An 18,537-nucleotide genomic window follows, 5' to 3' on the forward strand; every position below is an offset into this window, starting at 1 on the left:
GACGGAACCTTACTTCGCGAGCGCTTCCGTGACACTGTTGAAGAATTCCGCGTACGTTTGAATCGATTCGTTCAAGTACGTGTCTTTCGGTGCATAGACGATTTGCTCTTTCGTCACAGCCGTCGTCTTTTGAAGCGCCGGTGCGTTGTCGATCACGTCTTCTGCTGGTACTGCGCCTTCTGCGTCACCGAGTGGTGCGTCACGGTCGAGAACGAACAACCAGTCTGGGTTGCTTTCTGCGATGGCTTCGACGGATACTTCGTCACCTTCGTGGTCACCTGTCTTCTTCTCGACTTCAAGGGCTGGGACCCATCCGAAGATGTCGTACATCGGTCCGAACACGCGTCCCGTTACCGGTGCTGAGAACCCGATGTCTCCACCAGATACGATGACCGACATGATTGTATCTTTTCCGTTGTATGCCGCTTTCGCGTCTTCAATCGACTTGTCGAGGTCAGCGACGATGGCTTCAGCTTCTGTGTTTTTGTCAAAGATTTTTCCGAGTGTGAGCGTCGTGTCTGTCAATCCTTTGACTAAAATCTCACCCGGTGTGCCTGAATCTTCTGGGATCTCGATGTTCAAATCGATGACCGCTGCTTCCGGTACTAACTTTTTGATGTCCTCGTAGTAATCTGCGAAACGTTGACCGACGATGACGACGTCCGGGTCAACTCCTGCAATCGCCTCTAAGTTCGGCTCGAAGTGCATGCCGACGTCCGCGATGTCTTTGTCTGATGCATATGGCGATTCCGCTGGAAGGAGTCCGATTGGTGCCGCCACCAAGTCGATGTCCCATGCTGCCAATGTTTCGAACGTCCGGTTATCAAGGGCGACGACCTTCTCCGGGTTGACCGGTACCTCGATTGTGCCATGTGCGTCTGTAATTTCGACCGTCTCTGTCTTTGTTGCGCCGTCGACGTTTTCTTCTTTCTTCGTCTCACTCGTTCCGCCACATGCGGCGAGTACGAAGACGAGCAACGTCAACATGAGTGAAATCTTGAATTTCCCCACTTCATCCATCTCCTCTGTATGTAAGTTTCAATGATCCTCGCACCAAAAACGAGCCGAGTTGGTTATGTATGTCTATTCTCACGTTCTCGTTATCAGTGATAATGATTATCATTGTCGTTTTCATCAAGTAGCATAACAAACAAAATTAGGATACGCAATGCCAATTTGACAAGATTCGGATAGGAAAATTTTTCTTTCTATAGATGCACGCACAAAAAAAGAAAGTGGAAGGTCCACTTTCTCAGTTGAGTTCATGCGATTTAGTTTAGAGTTCAATCATTATTGTGCCGTGCCCTCTTTTTACCTCGAAACACAATATAGGTGATGAACCATACACATGTGATTGTGAACGCCAATAATACGGTTTGTGTAATCCCTCTCGGTAGAAGGTCTACCACGAAAAATAAGGATAAGATGACCGCAAAAATGAGATGTCCGAATCGTAAATCATCGTCCAAATCTCGCCAATAAATGATTAAAAGGACGAGCGCTACCGGGGCCACGAGGGCTGCTAATATGAAAAATGGTACGCGACGCATTAGAAACGGAATGTTCTTAGGTTCATCCATCTATCTCATGCCTCCGAGATTCCGTTCGCCAACAGCAGCAAGAAAATCCAAATCGACAACGGGATCATCAATCCGATTGTCGCAAGCAGCGTGTAAATTTTTATGATTCGATCCTTCGTGAACAGTCCCCAAATCAACGTGGCGAACAAGGCGATGTCAATCGCGAGATATACCCAGATGACCGTCATCAAATCGAGGTTCGGAAACACTCGACCGTTCAAGGTGAAGAAGGTAATCACCGTCACGATAAATAGTCCGAGCGTCGCGTATAGTGGTGCGTATCGCCTCTTCATACGAGCATCGCCCGCTTCCGTTTGACCATCTCCAGGCAGCGGCGGACACACGTATCGACATAGCCATCCAATTGATCAGGGAGGAACATCGTGTATGTCCCCTCCTCCGTCATCGCCGCGTCCTGCTCGACTTTCTCGACCAGTTCAACGAGCTCTGGATTTCCTTTCAAACGTTCAAAATCGAACGTCCCGAGGCGTTCCGAGAGACGGGCATTGTATGCATCAAAGTCCGCATAATAGGCCGCCTGTTTTGACGGGTCCTGGGTGATGAGCTCTTTCAACCAACCTTTATAGAATCCCTGCAACCAGATCTCATCCGCGACGAGATGCGCGTAATAGCCGAGTCGATATGAGAAGTCTTCCTCCTTGCTGTCAATCCAGTATTGGGAAAGATCTAAACGACGAGATAAATCATCATGGCGTCCTGCGTAGTAATGGGATGCCTCTTTTTCTGTCGTTGCATCCGGTGCGAGACTTCCAAGCAAAAATGCGACCTCATCCACCTCCGACAACGCTGGTAACATCTCATTCGCGATGACGAGATGCATCAAATGTGAACCCATGTCACGCCCCCCTTTTCCCTGATTATTCCATCAACGTTCTATCTCGACAACCCCTCGCAAATTTTGATAGACTAACTTTACTGAACGGTCAGTAAAGTAAAGAGAGGTGTGATTGGATGAGTAAAAAACAATTGTTGCTACAGACTGCCGCCCAGATGATTCGAGAAGACGGGATCAGTCAGTTGTCGCTCGAACGATTGGCGACGAAAGCAGGAATCACGAAAGCCGGGGTCCTCTATCATTTCGACAATAAGGCCAACTTATTGCGACAGATGAACGAATTCGCCATCGAGACGTTCGAGAAACGAATCACCGCCCATCTATCGGACGGTCCATATTCGTTTACCCGTGCCTATGCATTGGCGACATTGGATGATGTCGATCACGGAGATATGGACCTCGTCGCCGTCTTTATCTCCTCGCAAGAAGATGCGACGAGCGAGTCGATTTGGAGTGACGTGTCGACCGGTTGGGACGAGCGATTCGCTGTCGACGGGCCGGACCAGGATGCGATTTTAAAACTTCGCCTTCTCTGTGACGGCTTTTGGTTCGCTGTCTTGTATGGGTATAGCGAATCGTTCAAGGACCGTGCGGCGACACTCATTCGGGAAGCATGTGACGAGTTGCTTCAAGGAGGATTGTAATATGGGATTCATCTATTTGATCGGGGCCATCGCCTCGGAACTGTTCGGGTCGAGCATGTTGAAAGTGAACGCCACCTCGACGAGCCGTCTCCCAATTCTCGGGGTCGCCTTCGGTTATGGGACGGCGTTTTATCTCTTATCACTTGCCCTCTTCACCATCCCGCTCAGCTTCGCGTATGCGTTTTGGAGCGGGGTCGGGACGGCACTCACGGCAGTGATCGGGTTCGTCGTCTTCCGGGAACAGATCAGTCGTCAAAAAATTGCAGGGATTGGGCTCGTCATCATCGGGCTCGTCTTGATGAAAGTGTGAGGTGAATCGGAATGCAAGCCTATCTTTTACTCTTCTTTTCTATCGGATTTGAGGTACTCGGGACGTCGATGTTGAAACTGTCGGATGGATTCACAAATCTCGTTCCGAGCGCCATTCTGTTGGTTAGTTTCGCCGCGTCGTTCACCCTCATGGGCATCGTGTTGAAGACGATCCCGCTCAGTATCGCCTATAGCATTTGGGCCGGACTCGGGACCGTGGCGACGGGACTCATCGGAGTGTTCATATACGGGGAAGTTCTCTCTGCATTGAACGGAATCGGTCTCTTGTTGATCGTCCTCGGCGTCATCGTGATGAATCAACGAAGAGAGGAAGTCGTGACATGAACGAGTTGGCAGATCATCTTCAAACACTAGAAGAAGCATTATTGACGACGGAAGTCAGGCAGTCGCCGGAGCGTTTGCGTGAACTATTGACCGACGACTTCTTTGAAATCGGTAGCTCGGGACGGTTACTGTATCAAGACTGGGATCAGACGACACTCCAGCTCGACCCGATTGAGGCTGTGTTATCCGAATTCACGCTACATCCGTTGACGGAAGGTCACGTTTTGGTGACGTACCGTCTCGTTCAACCGGTATTGAATCGCGAAACACGCCGTAGCTCGATTTGGGTATTCGTGGACGGACGTTGGAAGATGCGATTCCATCAAGGCACGGTCGTCCCGACAGAGGCAACTTGATTGCCGAACGTCCTCGTCATCCGCTACTCCGAAGTGGAATCTAAGCGTGACGAAAGGGGCAGTTTTCACATGAACATTTTACTCGTTGGGGCAAGCGGCACGGTCGGGCAGGCGTCGGGTGGAGCCTATATGTGTAGCCTTTCAGCATGTCCGTCCCTCCTCCCTTCAGAAGATCGTGATGTGTCCTCCTCATCCGATACCCGTGGAGGGGGAGGGAGAATATGACATAATCACGAACTTTTGTTCGTAATTATGTCACAGGGAGAGAAGACTTTCGGACCGGGCGATTCATCTCCCACCTACGCTGGGCTACGCCCCGAGACGCTTAGATGAGGGAGAATTCTCGCCTGATTTAGTTAAAGGACAGGTCAACCTCGTCCTTCTCGGGCTCGATTATGTGAACGATGGTGGTAGCTTTACACTGACGAGCGGAATCTTGATGGACGACCCGATCAAAGAAGGCGCATCGGCTGCACTCGCGAACGGGGCCATCAAAGGATTCGTGACTGGCGCGGCGATTGAGATGCCACGGGGCATCCGTATCAACAACGTCAGTCCGAACGTCCTCGTCGAAGCACTCGATTCGTATGGCCCTTACTTCCGTGGTTACGCGGCAGTACCAGGTGAACGGGTCGCCCTCGCCTACGTGAAGAGCGTCGAAGGCGCGCAGACTGGACAGACGTACGAAGTGTATTAACCTTGAAGCATCGCTTTTTTCGTACCTTGCACTTTATTTTGTCTCCCTCGTCCGGAAGATTCCGCTATACTCGGGGCATCTTATGCCCGAGAAAGGTTGAAGTTTCATGAAAGACAAAACGTTTCGCGCCCTTTATCATATCCCTCCTTCTTTCGTCGAACACCCACTCCAAAAGCGCGTCCTTCAGGCGATTGGTCGTCCTCAGGAATCGATGGTCGAGGTCATCTTCCGCGTCGGTGGGTTCGGCACGTATGATGTGAGTACGATCACCTTTTTTGAGAGGGGCACCGTCCTTCGTCACATCGAGCGGTCCGACAGAGCGATCAACGAGCCCTTTGAATTCGAATACTACGAGGGCGAGGAAGCGAAACAGATGCGCGTCGCGTTTCACCTGCTTGGAACGAATTGGTGGCCAACCGTTTTCGAAGAACTCGAAGGTGTTCGAACGCTAGACGGTACGCAGTGGAGCCTCAGCGTATACACGAACGGGACACTCATTCACGAGCATCATGGCAGCAACGCCTATCCGTCCGAATGGGAGCAAGTGACTCGCCTGTTCGGTATTGCTTGAAGAACAACAAAGGGAGCATCCGCGGTGGATGCTCCCTTTCGTCAAAGCGCTTGAATCATCTCGACCCGATTGCCGAACGGGTCTCGGAACTCGAAACGATCGAATCCTGGAATCGGGATGCCTTCGGAGTAAGGAATTTCATTCTCTCGAAGCGCTTCCTTCCAATGATCTAAATCCGTCACCGCATATGCGATATGCGCTTTCGTCTTCTGTCGTTCTACGTCGTCCTCAGTCCCGACATGGACGGAACGGTCGCCGACCTGAAGCCAAAATCCACCTCGCCCTTTCAATGAATCCGGCTTCTCGATTTCACGTAGACCGAGAAAATCGCAGTAAAATGCCTTCGCCTCTTGCTCCGTTCCAGTTGGAATCGTGAGCTGCACATGATGAATCCCTGTGATCATGCTCATTTCCCCTTCCGATAAGTCAATCCGATATACTGCATCTTCTCGTTGAACAGACGTGGGTACGCCAGATAACCGACGAGCGTCGCCGAGATTGAGGCAGTCGTCAAAATCAAGAACAGGATCAAGAGTTGATACAAGACCGCTTCCATCGGGTCGGCTCCTCCGATGATGAGTCCGCTCATCATGCCCGGTAGCTGGACGAGTCCCATCGTCTTTTGCGCCTCGACGGTCGGGATCATGCTCGTGCGAATCGCATTCTTCAAACTACGGTCGATGGCCACTTTTGGTGTGCCGCCGAGCGAAAGAATGAGTTCGATGACGTCGTCACTCCGCTCGACCTCATCTTTGAATTTGTTCAAGAACAGAAGCGACAACACCATGCTGTTCCCGATGACCATCCCGCTGATTGGAATGACCTTTTCCGGCTCGAATGGGATGATACCGAGTCCGAGCATGAGTCCCATCGTCAGCGCTTCGATCGTCACGAGCGTCAAGACGATAATCCACATGATACCCGGAATCCCGTCCCCTTTCCGTCGGATGTTCTGTGTTGCCGCGACAATCATGAGTAAAATCATCAACAGCATGAAAATCGGACTGTCGCTCTCAAAGACGAACGTCAGGATATAGCCGATGATCAATAGTTGAATGATGGAGCGGACGGTTGCGATCACAATATCACGCTCGAGTCCGAGTCGTAGGACGAGTGTCAAGGCGAGCGGGATGACGACGAAGATGAGCGCCGTCGCGAGTTCAATATATGACATCAATCTTCCCCCCTGACGAATCGTTGGATGACGGGATCGTCCGACTCATCGATGAACGATGCGTCCCCAAATGCAAGTAGTTCCCCGTCCTTCAAGAACCACATGTCGTCGCTCACCCGCCGAGCCTGGTCGAGGTCATGGGTGATCCAGATGACGGTCACGCCATACGATTGTTGCAGTTTTCGAATGAGTCGCTCGATCTCTTTCACCGTCCGGTAATCTAGGCTCGCCGTGATCTCATCGAGCAAGAGCACGTCCGGTTTATTGACGAGCGTCCGGGCGATGGCGACCCGGCTTCGTTCCCCACCCGACAGTGATTTGATGGGTTGGTCGAGGAGAGCCTCACTCAAGTCGACGCGATGGAGCAATTCGGCAGCCCGATCGCGGTCAAGTGTCTCGTCGAAGATGGCTTTCGGGAGATTCAAATTGTCGTACACCGTCCCTTGAATCATCGGCGCACTTTGGAACGCCATCCCGATTTTCTTTCGTAGCTCGAGGATGTCCATCTCCGCGATGTCTTCCCCTTTAAAAAGAATCGTGCCCGTGTCCGGTGACAGCAATCCGTTGATATGCTTCAGACACGTCGTCTTGCCGGCGCCGCTCGGTCCGACGAACGTCGTGATCCGTCCTTCCCGAAACGTCCCGGATACATGGTGCAGGATGTCTTGATGACTCACATCTTTGAATTCAATGATTGACATGCTTCTCTCGCCTCCTGGTTCTAGTGTACAAAAAAGAGAGGATAAGGTGGTCCAGAATGCAACATCATTCAAACGTAATCTGTTACACACTGTACAAACCTCTTCATCTGTAATACAATGTAATACAAAGGGAGGCGATTTTATGGGAACTATTTCAGTTCGCTTAGATGAAGAAGATGCACGACTTATTCGAGAGTACGCAAAAACAAAAAATTTAACCTTATCTACACTTGTTAGAGACGCCGTTTTGGAACGTATTGAAGATGAGCTTGATTTGAAACTTTATCACGAAGCAATGAATGCCCATAGAAAACAACCTGAGGCCATCTCATTTGACGATATGATGAAGGAATTGAATGCTGAATGAAGACTTATCAAGTCTTGTTCGAGCGCAGCGCTCAAAAGAAGCTAAAGAAAATGGATCCACAACAATCAAAAATCATTATGGCATGGATTAAGAAAAATTTAGTTGGTACTGATGATCCACGACGTCATGGAAAGGGCTTAGTTGGAAATCACTCTGGTGAATGGCGCTATCGTATCGGAGATTATCGCTTAATCGCTGATATCCAAGATGAAAATATCATCATTCTTATTCTAGAAATTGGACATCGAAGAGATATCTATTCGTAATATCAATTTCTCTTTTCTTATCTTCCACTCCTCTTCTAAATTATTTCTTTCAAAACATAGTCATCTCAGACCAAAATGACCATGATTCTTTTTGTTATAGGTGAAACGAATAAAGCGCTCGACCGTTTCCACACGAAACAGTCGGGCGCTTTTTAATTATAATTCCGTTCGATGACGAAGCTCGTCTTGTCCCCGCGGAAGTAGGAGCGTGAGTATTCAATCGCCCGTCCCGACTCATCCTCTGTCACCGTCTCGATATGGAAGCACGGCGACCCGAGTGGACAGTCGAGGAGCGCACTCACCTTCTCATCAGCCAAGGCAATCTCCAATGCCTCCGTCGTCTTCGCGACATGAACGTCGTGGACCTCCGCCAGTGTCCGGAAGAGCGAATGCTCCGCCTGTTCTTTCGTGATCCCCGGTGCAATCTGCCACGGGATGAACGAGACCTCATACTGCGTCGGTTCCCCGTCCGCATGACGGATTCGCTCAATCTTTTGAATCGGGGCATTGTCTTCCGCTTCAAACACCGATGCGATTTGACCGGACGCCGAGATGACCGAGATGTCGATCAAGGCGACTTGTCCACGTTTCCCTTGGACGGCGAGCTGTGCCGCATAGTTGTTCGGCGTATACGACAACGTCTGTTGTACTTTCTTCCCGGCGACGAACGTCCCGCGACCTTGTTGACGGACTAGATACCCTTCCGTCGTCAACTGGTTGAGGGCGCCCCGCACCGTCGTCCGGCTCACATCGAACTCCTCGCAAAGCGCGTATTCGGTCGAAAATTTTTCCCCTTCTTTATAGTGCCCACTCTTGATGCGGGACAACAGTTCATCCTTGATTGCGGTTTGGAGCGTCGATTGCGACATGTCTCCATCTCCTTTACGTTGGGTTGGTTCCTTTATTGTGATACAGCAAGCATACAAATGCAAATACAAAAACTTATTTGTATTATTTGTATTTTTTATATTGCCGAAAGTTGTATCATTTGTTATATTTGTTACGACAAAAAGAAATCGCTTTCAAAAGGAGGAGTTGGCACCATGGCAGTCAAGGTCGTCATCATCGGCGGTGGGTCCAGTTACACCCCGGAAATCATCGAAGGATTGATTGATCGACAGGCAACGTTCCCCGTTCGGGAGATTGTGCTCGTCGATATCGAAGAAGGGAGGGAGAAACTAGAGATCGTCGGTCGTCTCGCTCAGCGGATGATTGAAAAGGCAAACGCCGAGATCACACTCAGTTGGACGCTCGATCGAAGAGCCGCACTCGTCGGCGCAGATTTTGTATCCACACAGATTCGGGTCGGTGGACTCAAGGCACGCGCGCTCGATGAACGCATCCCGCTCAAGCACGGCTTCATCGGGCAAGAGACGAATGGCGCAGGCGGATTATTCAAAGCGTTCCGTACCATCCCGGTCTTGATCGACTTGGCAAATGAAGTCGCCGAGATTTGTCCGGATGCCTGGCTCGTCAACTTCACCAATCCGGCGGGCATCGTCACCGAGGCCGTACTCAAGCACTCATCTCATAAGAAGGTCATCGGTGTATGCAACATCCCGTTCAACATGCGAAACTCGGTCGCTGAGATCCTCGAGACGCCTGTCGAACGAGTCGCAATTGAATTTATCGGATTGAACCACTTCGTCTTCGGTCGTCACGTATGGGTCGATGGCGTGGACCGGACGAGTGACGTCCTCGCCTCGCTCAACTCAGGCAACGATTACTCGCCGGCGAACATCGTCGGTCTCGGTTGGAGCGAATCGTTCCTATCGTCACTCGGCATGTTACCGAACCCGTATCACCAGTATTACTTCCAGACGAAAGATGTGTTGAAGAAAGATCTTGAGGCGTACGCACAAAATGGCACCCGTGCCGAAGTCGTGCAACAAGTCGAGGCGCAGTTGTTCGAGAAATACAAAGACGTCGATCTCGCCGTCAAACCGGAAGAGCTTGAAAAACGTGGAGGCGCCTACTATTCAGACGCCGCCTGCAACTTGATGGACTCGATTCACAACGACCGCGGTGACATCCAGACGGTCAACACGCTCAATAACGGCACGATTCGAGATTTACCAGACGATGCGGTCATCGAAGTGAACGCCGTCATCACGAAGTCGGGGCCTCGCCCAATCTCCATCGGCGCGTTGCCGCTACCGATCCGTGGGCTCATCACGAACTTAAAAACGTTTGAACAGCTCGCCATCCAAGCGGCTGTATCTGGCACGTACGAGGACGCCTACCTTGCCTGCCTCATGAACCCGCTCATCCAGGACGAGAAACGGATCGACCCGCTTCTTAAAGAGCTGTTCACAGCGCACGAGGCGTACCTACCCCAATTTAAGAAGGAGGTTTACTCATGAACAAGTTTATTGAAATCGCGGGACGTATCGGGTCCCAAAGGCACTTAGTCGCCATCCGTGACGGATTCGTTTCCGTCATGCCACTCATCATCGTCGGGTCGCTCGCGGTCCTCATCAACAACTTCCCAGCCATCAACATCGGTGGTCTCTCACTCGACTTCGTCGGCTCGATGAACAGCATGTTCGGCGAAGGTAATTGGCAAGGGCTCGGTGGTAGCATTTGGAATGCGTCCTTCGCGATACTCGGGCTCCTGATCGCCTTCTCGATCGGGTATAACTTGGCCCGTTCATACGGGATTGACGGGCTCGCGGCGGGGATCTTGTCGCTCGCCTCGTATATCATGCTCGTACCGGTCACTGCTGACTGGGGTCTCAACTTCGCATGGCTCGGCGCACAAGGTCTCTTCGTCGCCATCATCGTATCGATTGTCGTTACAGAAATGTTCCGCTACCTCATCAATACGAAACTGACGATCAAGATGCCAGAAGGTGTACCAGGTGGGGTCACCCGTTCATTCCAAGCGCTCATCCCATCAATGATCATCTTGACGGTTGTCGCAGGATTCCAGCTCTTCATGACGCTCGTCGTCGAACTCAGTGTATTTGAAGTCATCTTTAAAGCGATCCAACAACCGCTCCAAGGATTCGGCGACTCACTCCCGGCTGCCTTGCTCATCGCCTTCTTGAACCACATCCTTTGGTTCTTCGGGCTTCACGGGACGAACATCATCGGCTCGGTCATCGAACCGGTCTATCTCCCGCTCATCGAGCAAAACTTGGCTGCCTTCCAAGCCGGAACGTCAGCGTTTGATGTACCGTACACGGTCACAAAACCGTTCTTGGATGCGTTCGTCTTCATGGGTGGATCGGGTACGACGTTCGCGCTCTTACTCGCGATCTTCATCGTCGTCCGCAAACAACGGAATCACCCGTATCACCAAGTGGCAAAACTGTCGACACCAGCCAGTCTCTTTAACATCAACGAACCGGTCATCTTCGGTCTTCCGATCGTATTGAACCCGATCATGCTCGTACCGTTCATCTTAGTGCCGGTCACGCTCACCATCGTCTCTTATGTCGCGCTCTCGACAGGCATGGTTCCGAAGACAGTCGCCATCGTCCCATGGACAACGCCACCAATCATCAGTGGCTATTTGGTAACGGGCGGTAGCGTTCGCGGCGTCTTGCTCCAAATCGTCAACTTGTCGATTGCGACAGCGATGTATATTCCATTCGTCATGGCAGGAGCGAAGGCGATGACAGCCGAAATCAATAAAAACAAAGCTGCTACTGAGGAAGGAGAAAAGATTTCGTGAAAACCGAAACCATCCAAGAACTCTCGTTTATGATTATCTTACATGCCGGAAATGCACGCTCATCTGCATTCGAGGCTATCGCTGCCGCGAAACGCGGTGAAGCGGACGAAGCGGCGGCAAAGTTGAAAGAAGCCGACGCGGCCTTCTTGGACGCACACAAGCTACAAACGGAGCTGTTACAAGAAGAGGCACGGGGGACGACGAGCGACATGAGCGTCCTCCTCGTCCACGCACAAGACCATCTTATGACGGCGATGACCGTGAAAGAGCTCGCCGTCGAAATGATTGACATGATCACCCGTTTGAATCGATTGGAGGAAACGACATGAACATCTTACTCGTCTGCTCGGCAGGAATGTCGACATCAATCTTAGTGGAAAAAATGCGAAAGGAAGCTGCTGCACGCGGACTCGACGCATCCATTGACGCGATTCCGGAGTCGCGCTTGAAAGAACAGTCGAACGTCGACGTCATCTTGATCGGACCACAAGTCCGCTACCTCGAAGGCAAAATCAAGTCGTCCGTCGACGTCCCGGTCGCGGTCATCGATAACATGGCGTATGGGATGATGAAAGGCGACCTGGTCCTTGACCAGGCACTCGGTCTCGTCAATGCTTAAAACGTTCGTCCTCGTCAACGCCGATGACTTCGGCTTGACGACGGGTGTGAACGCCGGCACACTCGACAGTCACGTGAATGGAATCGTCAATTCGGCGACGATGATCATGAACGGGTATGCCGTCGAGGAAGCGGTCCGACTCGCGAAACAACATCCGTCGCTCCGTGTCGGGGTCCATCTCGTCTTGTCTTGGGGCAAACCGCTCGCCGACACGAGTGCTCCCCTCACGAAAGAAGATGGTACGTTCCGCTACACGAGCCGCTTCATGACTGAAGACTCGCCTGACCCGGAACTCGTCTATTTGGAGTGGAAAGCCCAAATCGAGGCGTTCCTTGCGACAGGACTTCCACTCGACCATCTCGACAGCCACCATCACCTTCACGGTTGGCCGGTCCTGCACGACGTCATCATTCGTCTCGCTGAAGAATACGACACGACGTTTCGGGCCTTAACAACGCTCGGGTCACGCCGAGACTTGTGGGTGACCGAACGGTTCAGTGATCAGTTCTACGCGGATGGCGTCTCCCATGCGACGCTCGATGCCATCGAACCAGGACGATCCATCGAAGTGATGGTCCATCCGGCCGACCTCGATGATCGTCTTCCGAACGTCACCTCATACCTTGTACCACGCCTCCTCGAAAAACAGGTGTTGGTCGACTATGAACGCCCCGAATGGTGGGCATGAGAAAAGCGAGTTCCCATGTGGGGACTCGCTTTTTTATAGGTCGAATGCTTGTTGAATCTGTGCCGCTGTCTCCTCTGGACTTAAGTTCGTGTTATCGATCCGGAGATAATGCTCGACGTCTAACTCCCCGGGACGTGAGTTCAATCGGTACATCGTCGCCGTCTGCTTCAGTTCCGCTTCGGACCAAGCGATGTCACGTTTCGACGGTTTATGGGTGAGGCGGTTCTCCGTCGTATTGCGCGCAAGGCGTTCCTCTATCTCGGCCTCGAGCTCGACATAGTAGATGTCCGCCCCGTGTGACTCGAACAAGCCCGTCACCTTCTTCACGTAATCCCAGTCCTCCTGCATGTCAAACGCCCAGACGAACGTGAAAATCATGCCGGGTAAATCACTCTTGGCGACCGCCTCGAACAGTTCTTGACGAAAGTGTTGGACGAGTCGCTTCCCTTCCGGCGTCCCGTAATTGAAGAACGGTCCGACGAGGTCGATCGTCATATGGTTGTGGAATAATTTCAGTCCGGTTTTATCGGCGAGCGCCTGACCGACCGTCATCTTGCCGACGGCTTGTGGACCAAATAAGATGATGAATTTCATTGGATGAGCCCCTTTTGTGTCTGTTCATTTCATTTATCATACTAAAGCCGGCGCCGATTTTCATGAGATTGACCAATTTTTCCAATTCATCATGTGATAAACTTCCCTTTTTTATGGATGTATTAGATTTTAAGTGAACGGGAAAATACAGACCATCGATGGTCCGTCTTGTTCAAAGGGGGCACTCTTATGCCGAAAGATCCTCAGCTCGAACGTTTTGTATTACGTGTCTCGGTGTTCGCTTCTCTATTCTTCGCCATTTCTGGAATCATTGTCGGTTACTATCTCTCCTCTGCCTTTATCCTATTCGACGGAATCTACTCGTTCTTGAGCGTCATCATGAGTTGGATTTCTCTGCGAGCCGGGGTGTTCATGCTGACGGCAGATAAACGATTCCCGTTCGGTAAAAGTACAATCGAACCGTTCATCATCCTGTTTCAATATGGGGTACTCCTCTATGTCATCGTCACCGCCTTCCTCGGGGCAATCGAGGACATTCGAGGTGGAGGGAATGAACTCGTCCTTGGAGGGGCACTCGTCTATTTGGCCATCAGCGCCGCGTTGACGTATGGAATCTTTCGGTATTTACGAACGTTTCAGCTAAAGGCGAGTTCTGGCCTCGTAAGTGCCGAGATTGTCCAATGGCGGCTCAGCTTCGTCTTGACGGGTGGGGCACTCGTCGGTTACTTGATCGCCCAAGTGCTCGTCTGGTTGTCCTTCGAAGCCATCTCCCCCTATGTGGATCCGGTCATGTTACTTCTCATCACGATGTGGCTAGTCAAAACACCACTTGTTGAGATGTGGACAGCCATCAAAGAGTTGATTGGAATGAATACGGAGACTCCTTATAGTAAACAAATTACGTTGACCATCCTACAAGTCGCCCATCAATACGACGTCATCAAGACATACGTCCGAACGACAAAGTCTGGGAATCTATTGTTTATCGAGATTGATCTCGTCGTCCCGACCACTTATCGATACGACAAGATTGCCGATCAGGACATGATTCGTCAAAAGATGGAGGATGCTTTAGCTTTCTTACCTTATGAGAAATGGTTGACGATTTCGTTCACACACGACAACCGATGGGCAGAATAAAGGCGGATGACAACTGTCACCCGCCTGTTCCTCATCCTTCAAATGCCCGACGCAGCACTTCTTCTTCCTCTGCATTTCCGAGATTCCGATGCACCACTCGCTCCACCTCGATGTTAAGCTCCTCTTTTAAGAGGCTTGCGCTCCGCTCTTGCCCGATGATGACGACCTCGCTCCAATGATGTTTCTTCCGCAGAGACCGAATCTCTCCAGCGATTTCACGATAGAATCGTTGGATTTGTTTTTCTTTCCGACTGTCGAATTGATCGACTTGACTACTTGAAGCAGCATTTTGTCTCGACCCACGTCCCTGATACCTGCGCCACTCATCCGAATTCAAATCGAGTTCATAGACCGTTACGTCTTCGACCTCACCGAGTCTCGTGTCATAGACGGTGATTGCATCCATCTGCGGAAGCAAGATGCCGGTATTCGGGAACTCGGCATCTAATTTTTCAATTTGATCGAGGACCGGTTCTTTTCCATAGTGAAACTCATTGTCGACATCGAGTTGCAGGAAGTGAAGTTCGAACAATCCATCGTTCCCTTCCGCGAATAAGACGATGCTTCGCAACAGTTTATGTTCATTATGTTTAATCTCTTGTTCGGTCCGTTCCCTCACTCCTTTGAACGCCTTCACCAATGTCTCATCCCCGCTCGCTTCGACTTCTTGTTCGAGCCGGCGCAACTCATTCTTCAAATGAATCTCCCATTTGTCCCGCTCACTCGGCTTGGTGCTCAAGTAAAGACTGAGCACCCCTGCCTCTGCATTATGAAGTTTCTTGATCTTTCCAAGTTCAGTTGATAATGCCATCATAACTCCTCCTTAATAGATAAACGCAGCGAGTATCCCCGTGATAAAGACAGATGTGATGGTGACCGTCGAGAATCCAGCAACAATCATTTTCGGTAAAATCTCATCTTCAATAATATGCACCTCCTCATCCGTCTCACCGATATTTTTCGCCGCCTCCTCACTTAAGATCAGCGTCCCTGGGAAACCATATAACGCCGTCAATCCGATTGCCATTGACATCTCTTTTGAATAGCCGAGGAACCGCCCGGCGAGGAAGGCGAATAAGAGAAGCCCGGTCACCCCGAATGCAAATGCGATGGTAATTGGGACGATCAAGTCGAACAGGTCGCTCGGAGACAACGTTGCGAGCGGTCCGAAGATGATGAGCAAAATTGCAATCATGATCAACCCATATGCATCGATCCCGTTCAAGGCGTTCGCTTTCAGCACTTTGAAGCGACGTAAGATGATTCCGAGAATCAAGGCGATCACGAACGTGTTCAAGTAGCCGTTCGTCCAACCGCTGATGACGGTGGCAATCAACACGACGCATCCCATGACGAACAGGGTTCCTGCCGTCGTATGGAAAGGTGCTGGCAAAATCGAATCATCTGTCTCGTCATGGACGACTGCGTGCTCTTTCGGTGTGGCGAGCGTCCCATCCCGATAGGCGGTCTGAATCCGACGCGCTTCTTTTCTCAAAATGATGGACGTGAGCGGAAAGCCGATCAAACCTTGAGTCGCTGCAATCAGTACCGGAAACACGGCGACCGACACAAGCCCCGCGTTGATTGCGGCGTCTTGAACGAGAATGATCGAGATGGTTCCGCCGCTGATGGCTGCAATACCACTCAAGATATAGTTCGTATCGAGAAAAATCTGTCCAAACGCGTACATGAAGACGGCAATACCTACCACAGCAGACACCCCGATCACGAACGTTTTCCATTGACGTTTAAATTCATCTAGGCTGATGAGCGTTCCGAGATGGACGATGACGAGTCCGACGACTGTCTGACCGAGCGCTAACAATGAAGACGACGGTAACAAGTCTTCCGGGAACAACCCGGATTTAAACCCGACGAGAAAAATGATGGACGCCACAAATAATGAAGATAATAGAGCTTTCGTTTTTTTGGCGACATAATCGCTCACCGTCCATATCAACATGACAATCGTAAAGGCGAGTAAAGAGTTCATGCGCGAAATCCCCTTTCTGGGTTCAGACACGTGGTTGATAACTAAATCCTAAACCGTGTACGTCTGCGACATTGTAGACAATCATGAACGACTGTTTGTCGATCGCATTGACGGCTTTGAGTGCTGTCTGGTACTCGCTCCGCGTCAACACGATCATCAACATCTCTCGATCCTCCCCTTGAAATCCTCCTCTGACATCAAACACGGTAATGCCTCGGTCGACTTCCCGATAGAGCGCTTGTTTGATTTCATCGAGATGAGACTCACTCATAATAAAAATCGCTTTCTTACGATCGAGCCCGAGTTCGATATACGCCATGACGGCCGATGTCAAAATAATCGAGGAGATGGCGAATAGGAATGACTCGACTCCAAATACGAACACACTCGATACGACGATAAGGGCGTCCGTCAAAAAGAATCCGATCGCTGTATTCAATCCCGTATATTTGTGCAAGATCAACGGCGGAATTGTGGTCCCCCCACTCGAGGCCCCGATTCGATAGAGCATCGCGACGGCAACGGCGAACAAGATGCTACCGAAGACGACCGAGAAGAAGCGATCTGACGTGACCATATACTTCGGAATGACCGCGAGCGCAATCGGTAAAAACAGACTACCGAGTAAAGTGTTATAAAACACTTTCTTCCCAAGAAAGACGAATGTCAGGATAAGCAAGAGTCCGTTTAGAACCGAGACGACAATCGAACGATCGATATCAAGGACTTCCTCTAATAGAATCCCAATCCCGGTCACGCCGCCTGCTGCGATGTCGTGAGGACCTAAAAACAGATTGATGGCTAATCCGATGACGATGATGGCAGCGAGAATTACCGCGACATCACTTATTCTTTTACGCATCACAATCCCTTCCTCTCACGAGCGGAACGTCTGCATCGTCTCAATGACCCGTAAGACAAAAGAGACACTATCTTCTAATTCTTTGATTGGAATCGATTCGTCGATGGTATGAATGGCTTCATATCCAATCGAAACATTCAACGCCACTTTCCCGGACTCGTTGAACACGTTCGCATCACTTCCTCCGCCACTATGCTCGTAGCGGACTGAAAAAGATTGATCCGTCAATGCTTCCGCCACGTGTTGAACGAACGGTTCATCTTCTGAAAACCGATAGCTCCGAATCATCTGTTCTGTTTTGATGTCGACTGTCCCACCATGATTTGAAGCTGCCTGTTCAAATGCAAGAATCATGTGCTTCACCTGGTCCACACACGCTTCATGATCAAGTGATCTCGCCTCCCCGACTAACGTCACCTGCTCCATGACGACATTACTCCCCGTTCCTCCGGATATTTTGCCAATGTTTGCTGTCGTCTTTTCCGATATCCTGCCGAGTTTCATGTTTTGAATGGCGTCCGAAGCAATGAGGAGTGCAGAGATTCCTTTTTCCGGTTCAAGTCCCGCATGGGCAGCTCTTCCGTGAATGTCGACTTGAAGACTAAACATGCTTGGGGAACTCAAGATGATACCGCCGACCGACCCACCATTGTCAAGAATCAGTCCATGTGTTGCTTGAATCGTCGACATATCAAGCGCTTTAGCACCAAGCAATCCAACTTCCTCGCCAGGGGTAAAGACAAGCTCGATTGGTCCGTGTCGAGTGCCTTCACTCTGCAAGCGCTCCACGACTTCGAGCATGATGGCAATTCCCGCTTTATCATCGGCCGCCAAAATCGTCTCCCCTTCAGAAAAAACGATATCATCCCGGACGATTGGAATGATTCCTTTCCCCGGAGACACCGTATCGATATGAGCCGATAAAAATAACGGTTCGATTGAAGAATCTCCTTTCAGACGAGCAATCAGATTGTTTGATCCAAGACCGGTCCGATCTTTCGAATCATCTTCATCGATTTCGAGACCCATGCGGGCACATCGTTCTTTTAATTCATCTAAAAACGGACCTTCTGCATAGGATTCCGAATCGATTCGCACAAGTTCCATAAACGTTTCCGTCACTCGGGATGACATC

The 18,537-nt window shown here is 50.6% G+C and carries 26 protein-coding genes and 1 pseudogene; 14 read left to right on the plus strand and 13 right to left on the minus strand.

Annotated features, from left to right (window positions below; translation table 11 throughout):
* Positions 1 to 9: 9 nt before the first annotated feature.
* The 4 genes from GVY42_RS07750 to GVY42_RS07765 form a co-directional block, all read right to left on the minus strand.
* Positions 10 to 1,020 (minus strand): siderophore ABC transporter substrate-binding protein, encoded by a 1,011-nt coding sequence (locus GVY42_RS07750; RefSeq protein WP_159562846.1) that lies wholly within the window; start codon positions 1,018 to 1,020, stop codon positions 10 to 12.
* A gap of 263 nt (positions 1,021 to 1,283) precedes the next feature.
* On the minus strand, positions 1,284 to 1,580 hold the full coding sequence (locus GVY42_RS07755) for a hypothetical protein (RefSeq protein ID WP_159562847.1): 297 nt from the start codon (positions 1,578 to 1,580) through the stop codon (positions 1,284 to 1,286).
* Between the two features lie 5 nt (positions 1,581 to 1,585).
* The gene (locus GVY42_RS07760; RefSeq protein WP_159562848.1) at positions 1,586 to 1,873 is read right to left on the minus strand and encodes a hypothetical protein; all 288 of its coding nucleotides are present in this window, start codon (positions 1,871 to 1,873) and stop codon (positions 1,586 to 1,588) included.
* A complete protein-coding gene (locus GVY42_RS07765; RefSeq protein WP_159562849.1) occupies positions 1,870 to 2,436 on the minus strand; it encodes a zinc dependent phospholipase C family protein in 567 nt (188 codons plus the stop codon). The genes GVY42_RS07760 and GVY42_RS07765 overlap by 4 nt, the downstream gene beginning before the upstream one ends.
* A 116-nt stretch (positions 2,437 to 2,552) precedes the next feature.
* On the opposite strand from GVY42_RS07765, the gene GVY42_RS07770 reads away from it, so the two are divergent.
* The 6 genes and pseudogenes from GVY42_RS07770 to GVY42_RS07795 all read left to right on the plus strand — a co-directional run bounded on the left by GVY42_RS07770 (position 2,553) and on the right by GVY42_RS07795 (position 5,358).
* Positions 2,553 to 3,080 (plus strand): TetR/AcrR family transcriptional regulator, encoded by a 528-nt coding sequence (locus GVY42_RS07770; RefSeq protein WP_074035977.1) that lies wholly within the window; start codon positions 2,553 to 2,555, stop codon positions 3,078 to 3,080.
* 1 nt (position 3,081) lies between these two features.
* On the plus strand, positions 3,082 to 3,390 hold the full coding sequence (locus GVY42_RS07775) for a multidrug efflux SMR transporter (protein WP_074036309.1): 309 nt from the start codon (positions 3,082 to 3,084) through the stop codon (positions 3,388 to 3,390).
* Between the two features lie 11 nt (positions 3,391 to 3,401).
* Positions 3,402 to 3,734: a multidrug efflux SMR transporter gene (locus GVY42_RS07780; RefSeq protein WP_159562850.1), complete on the plus strand. Its 333-nt coding sequence runs from the start codon at positions 3,402 to 3,404 to the stop codon at positions 3,732 to 3,734.
* Entirely contained in the window at positions 3,731 to 4,090 is a 360-nt protein-coding gene (locus GVY42_RS07785; RefSeq protein WP_159562851.1) for a DUF4440 domain-containing protein, read from the plus strand. Before GVY42_RS07780 ends, GVY42_RS07785 begins: the two co-directional genes overlap by 4 nt.
* Positions 4,091 to 4,445: 355 nt before the next feature.
* Positions 4,446 to 4,787 (plus strand): annotated as a pseudogene (locus tag GVY42_RS07790) (short chain dehydrogenase); the annotation flags it as partial.
* 106 nt (positions 4,788 to 4,893) lie between these two features.
* Entirely contained in the window at positions 4,894 to 5,358 is a 465-nt protein-coding gene (locus GVY42_RS07795) for a hypothetical protein (RefSeq protein ID WP_159562852.1), read from the plus strand.
* A 41-nt stretch (positions 5,359 to 5,399) separates the two neighbouring features.
* On the opposite strand, the gene GVY42_RS07800 is transcribed toward GVY42_RS07795, so the two are convergent.
* Genes GVY42_RS07800 through GVY42_RS07810 form a run of 3 tightly spaced genes read right to left on the minus strand, consistent with a single transcriptional unit; the run spans position 5,400 to position 7,233 of the window.
* On the minus strand, positions 5,400 to 5,762 hold the full coding sequence (locus GVY42_RS07800; protein WP_159562853.1) for a VOC family protein: 363 nt from the start codon (positions 5,760 to 5,762) through the stop codon (positions 5,400 to 5,402).
* Between the two features lie 2 nt (positions 5,763 to 5,764).
* Positions 5,765 to 6,532 (minus strand): ABC transporter permease, encoded by a 768-nt coding sequence (fetB, locus tag GVY42_RS07805; RefSeq protein ID WP_012727182.1) that lies wholly within the window; start codon positions 6,530 to 6,532, stop codon positions 5,765 to 5,767.
* Positions 6,532 to 7,233: an ATP-binding cassette domain-containing protein gene (locus tag GVY42_RS07810; protein ID WP_159562854.1), complete on the minus strand. Its 702-nt coding sequence runs from the start codon at positions 7,231 to 7,233 to the stop codon at positions 6,532 to 6,534. Before GVY42_RS07810 ends, fetB begins: the two co-directional genes overlap by 1 nt.
* Positions 7,234 to 7,375: 142 nt before the next feature.
* Between GVY42_RS07810 and relB the strand changes: the two genes are divergently transcribed.
* Complete coding sequence (gene relB / locus GVY42_RS07815; RefSeq protein WP_159562855.1) at positions 7,376 to 7,600, plus strand: type II toxin-antitoxin system RelB family antitoxin; 225 nt, start codon at positions 7,376 to 7,378, stop codon at positions 7,598 to 7,600.
* Complete coding sequence (locus tag GVY42_RS07820; RefSeq protein ID WP_159562856.1) at positions 7,597 to 7,866, plus strand: type II toxin-antitoxin system RelE/ParE family toxin; 270 nt, start codon at positions 7,597 to 7,599, stop codon at positions 7,864 to 7,866. Before relB ends, GVY42_RS07820 begins: the two co-directional genes overlap by 4 nt.
* 152 nt (positions 7,867 to 8,018) lie before the next feature.
* On the opposite strand, the gene GVY42_RS07825 is transcribed toward GVY42_RS07820, so the two are convergent.
* Entirely contained in the window at positions 8,019 to 8,735 is a 717-nt protein-coding gene (locus GVY42_RS07825; RefSeq protein ID WP_159562857.1) for a GntR family transcriptional regulator, read from the minus strand.
* Between the two features lie 174 nt (positions 8,736 to 8,909).
* Here GVY42_RS07825 and GVY42_RS07830 point away from each other — a divergent pair, with 174 nt between their 5' ends.
* Genes GVY42_RS07830 through GVY42_RS07850 form a run of 5 tightly spaced genes read left to right on the plus strand, consistent with a single transcriptional unit; the run spans position 8,910 to position 12,852 of the window.
* A complete protein-coding gene (locus tag GVY42_RS07830) occupies positions 8,910 to 10,229 on the plus strand; it encodes a 6-phospho-beta-glucosidase (protein WP_159562858.1) in 1,320 nt (439 codons plus the stop codon).
* A complete protein-coding gene (locus GVY42_RS07835) occupies positions 10,226 to 11,545 on the plus strand; it encodes a PTS sugar transporter subunit IIC (RefSeq protein WP_012727188.1) in 1,320 nt (439 codons plus the stop codon). Before GVY42_RS07830 ends, GVY42_RS07835 begins: the two co-directional genes overlap by 4 nt.
* Positions 11,542 to 11,874, plus strand: a complete 333-nt coding sequence (locus tag GVY42_RS07840) for a PTS lactose/cellobiose transporter subunit IIA (RefSeq protein ID WP_084156011.1) — start codon at positions 11,542 to 11,544, stop codon at positions 11,872 to 11,874. Before GVY42_RS07835 ends, GVY42_RS07840 begins: the two co-directional genes overlap by 4 nt.
* On the plus strand, positions 11,871 to 12,164 hold the full coding sequence (locus GVY42_RS07845) for a PTS sugar transporter subunit IIB (RefSeq protein ID WP_012727190.1): 294 nt from the start codon (positions 11,871 to 11,873) through the stop codon (positions 12,162 to 12,164). The genes GVY42_RS07840 and GVY42_RS07845 overlap by 4 nt, the downstream gene beginning before the upstream one ends.
* Positions 12,133 to 12,852 carry a carbohydrate deacetylase gene (locus GVY42_RS07850; RefSeq protein WP_236548944.1) on the plus strand — a complete coding sequence of 240 codons (720 nt, stop codon included), beginning with the start codon at positions 12,133 to 12,135 and terminating at the stop codon, positions 12,850 to 12,852. Before GVY42_RS07845 ends, GVY42_RS07850 begins: the two co-directional genes overlap by 32 nt.
* A 33-nt stretch (positions 12,853 to 12,885) precedes the next feature.
* Here the strand turns inward: GVY42_RS07850 and GVY42_RS07855 are convergent, their stop codons facing one another.
* Positions 12,886 to 13,446 (minus strand): AAA family ATPase, encoded by a 561-nt coding sequence (locus GVY42_RS07855; protein WP_031422484.1) that lies wholly within the window; start codon positions 13,444 to 13,446, stop codon positions 12,886 to 12,888.
* Positions 13,447 to 13,635: 189 nt separating this feature from the next.
* Here GVY42_RS07855 and GVY42_RS07860 point away from each other — a divergent pair, with 189 nt between their 5' ends.
* On the plus strand, positions 13,636 to 14,547 hold the full coding sequence (locus tag GVY42_RS07860) for a cation diffusion facilitator family transporter (protein ID WP_159562859.1): 912 nt from the start codon (positions 13,636 to 13,638) through the stop codon (positions 14,545 to 14,547).
* A 31-nt stretch (positions 14,548 to 14,578) separates the two neighbouring features.
* On the opposite strand, the gene GVY42_RS07865 is transcribed toward GVY42_RS07860, so the two are convergent.
* Genes GVY42_RS07865 through GVY42_RS07880 form a run of 4 tightly spaced genes read right to left on the minus strand, consistent with a single transcriptional unit; the run spans position 14,579 to position 18,536 of the window.
* Positions 14,579 to 15,358, minus strand: a complete 780-nt coding sequence (locus GVY42_RS07865) for a VLRF1 family aeRF1-type release factor (protein WP_159562860.1) — start codon at positions 15,356 to 15,358, stop codon at positions 14,579 to 14,581.
* A 12-nt stretch (positions 15,359 to 15,370) separates the two neighbouring features.
* On the minus strand, positions 15,371 to 16,540 hold the full coding sequence (locus GVY42_RS07870; RefSeq protein WP_159562861.1) for a hypothetical protein: 1,170 nt from the start codon (positions 16,538 to 16,540) through the stop codon (positions 15,371 to 15,373).
* Between the two features lie 22 nt (positions 16,541 to 16,562).
* Positions 16,563 to 17,402, minus strand: coding sequence for a YitT family protein (locus GVY42_RS07875; RefSeq protein ID WP_159562862.1), 840 nt, complete (start codon positions 17,400 to 17,402; stop codon positions 16,563 to 16,565).
* A gap of 15 nt (positions 17,403 to 17,417) precedes the next feature.
* Positions 17,418 to 18,536, minus strand: coding sequence for a M20/M25/M40 family metallo-hydrolase (locus tag GVY42_RS07880; RefSeq protein WP_159562863.1), 1,119 nt, complete (start codon positions 18,534 to 18,536; stop codon positions 17,418 to 17,420).
* Position 18,537 lies beyond the last annotated feature (1 nt).

Origin of the sequence: Exiguobacterium sp. 8A (genome assembly GCF_902506275.1) — a bacterium.
GTDB classification, from domain to species: Bacteria; Bacillota; Bacilli; order Exiguobacteriales; family Exiguobacteriaceae; genus Exiguobacterium; species Exiguobacterium profundum.

Coding starts and splice junctions, on each gene's coding strand:
- GVY42_RS07845 (WP_012727190.1), top strand. CDS start 11,871: ATGAACATCTTACTCGTCTGCTCGGCAGGAATGTCGACATCAATCTTA.
- GVY42_RS07765 (WP_159562849.1), bottom strand. CDS start 2,436: ATGGGTTCACATTTGATGCATCTCGTCATCGCGAATGAGATGTTACCA.
- GVY42_RS07760 (WP_159562848.1), bottom strand. CDS start 1,873: ATGAAGAGGCGATACGCACCACTATACGCGACGCTCGGACTATTTATC.
- GVY42_RS07780 (WP_159562850.1), top strand. CDS start 3,402: ATGCAAGCCTATCTTTTACTCTTCTTTTCTATCGGATTTGAGGTACTC.
- GVY42_RS07855 (WP_031422484.1), bottom strand. CDS start 13,446: ATGAAATTCATCATCTTATTTGGTCCACAAGCCGTCGGCAAGATGACG.
- fetB (WP_012727182.1), bottom strand. CDS start 6,532: ATGTCATATATTGAACTCGCGACGGCGCTCATCTTCGTCGTCATCCCG.
- GVY42_RS07830 (WP_159562858.1), top strand. CDS start 8,910: ATGGCAGTCAAGGTCGTCATCATCGGCGGTGGGTCCAGTTACACCCCG.
- GVY42_RS07875 (WP_159562862.1), bottom strand. CDS start 17,402: ATGCGTAAAAGAATAAGTGATGTCGCGGTAATTCTCGCTGCCATCATC.
- GVY42_RS07770 (WP_074035977.1), top strand. CDS start 2,553: ATGAGTAAAAAACAATTGTTGCTACAGACTGCCGCCCAGATGATTCGA.
- GVY42_RS07880 (WP_159562863.1), bottom strand. CDS start 18,536: ATGTCATCCCGAGTGACGGAAACGTTTATGGAACTTGTGCGAATCGAT.
- GVY42_RS07800 (WP_159562853.1), bottom strand. CDS start 5,762: ATGATCACAGGGATTCATCATGTGCAGCTCACGATTCCAACTGGAACG.
- GVY42_RS07835 (WP_012727188.1), top strand. CDS start 10,226: ATGAACAAGTTTATTGAAATCGCGGGACGTATCGGGTCCCAAAGGCAC.
- GVY42_RS07750 (WP_159562846.1), bottom strand. CDS start 1,020: ATGGATGAAGTGGGGAAATTCAAGATTTCACTCATGTTGACGTTGCTC.
- GVY42_RS07785 (WP_159562851.1), top strand. CDS start 3,731: ATGAACGAGTTGGCAGATCATCTTCAAACACTAGAAGAAGCATTATTG.
- relB (WP_159562855.1), top strand. CDS start 7,376: ATGGGAACTATTTCAGTTCGCTTAGATGAAGAAGATGCACGACTTATT.
- GVY42_RS07795 (WP_159562852.1), top strand. CDS start 4,894: ATGAAAGACAAAACGTTTCGCGCCCTTTATCATATCCCTCCTTCTTTC.
- GVY42_RS07860 (WP_159562859.1), top strand. CDS start 13,636: ATGCCGAAAGATCCTCAGCTCGAACGTTTTGTATTACGTGTCTCGGTG.
- GVY42_RS07820 (WP_159562856.1), top strand. CDS start 7,597: ATGAAGACTTATCAAGTCTTGTTCGAGCGCAGCGCTCAAAAGAAGCTA.
- GVY42_RS07775 (WP_074036309.1), top strand. CDS start 3,082: ATGGGATTCATCTATTTGATCGGGGCCATCGCCTCGGAACTGTTCGGG.
- GVY42_RS07865 (WP_159562860.1), bottom strand. CDS start 15,358: ATGGCATTATCAACTGAACTTGGAAAGATCAAGAAACTTCATAATGCA.
- GVY42_RS07870 (WP_159562861.1), bottom strand. CDS start 16,540: ATGAACTCTTTACTCGCCTTTACGATTGTCATGTTGATATGGACGGTG.
- GVY42_RS07810 (WP_159562854.1), bottom strand. CDS start 7,233: ATGTCAATCATTGAATTCAAAGATGTGAGTCATCAAGACATCCTGCAC.
- GVY42_RS07825 (WP_159562857.1), bottom strand. CDS start 8,735: ATGTCGCAATCGACGCTCCAAACCGCAATCAAGGATGAACTGTTGTCC.
- GVY42_RS07755 (WP_159562847.1), bottom strand. CDS start 1,580: ATGGATGAACCTAAGAACATTCCGTTTCTAATGCGTCGCGTACCATTT.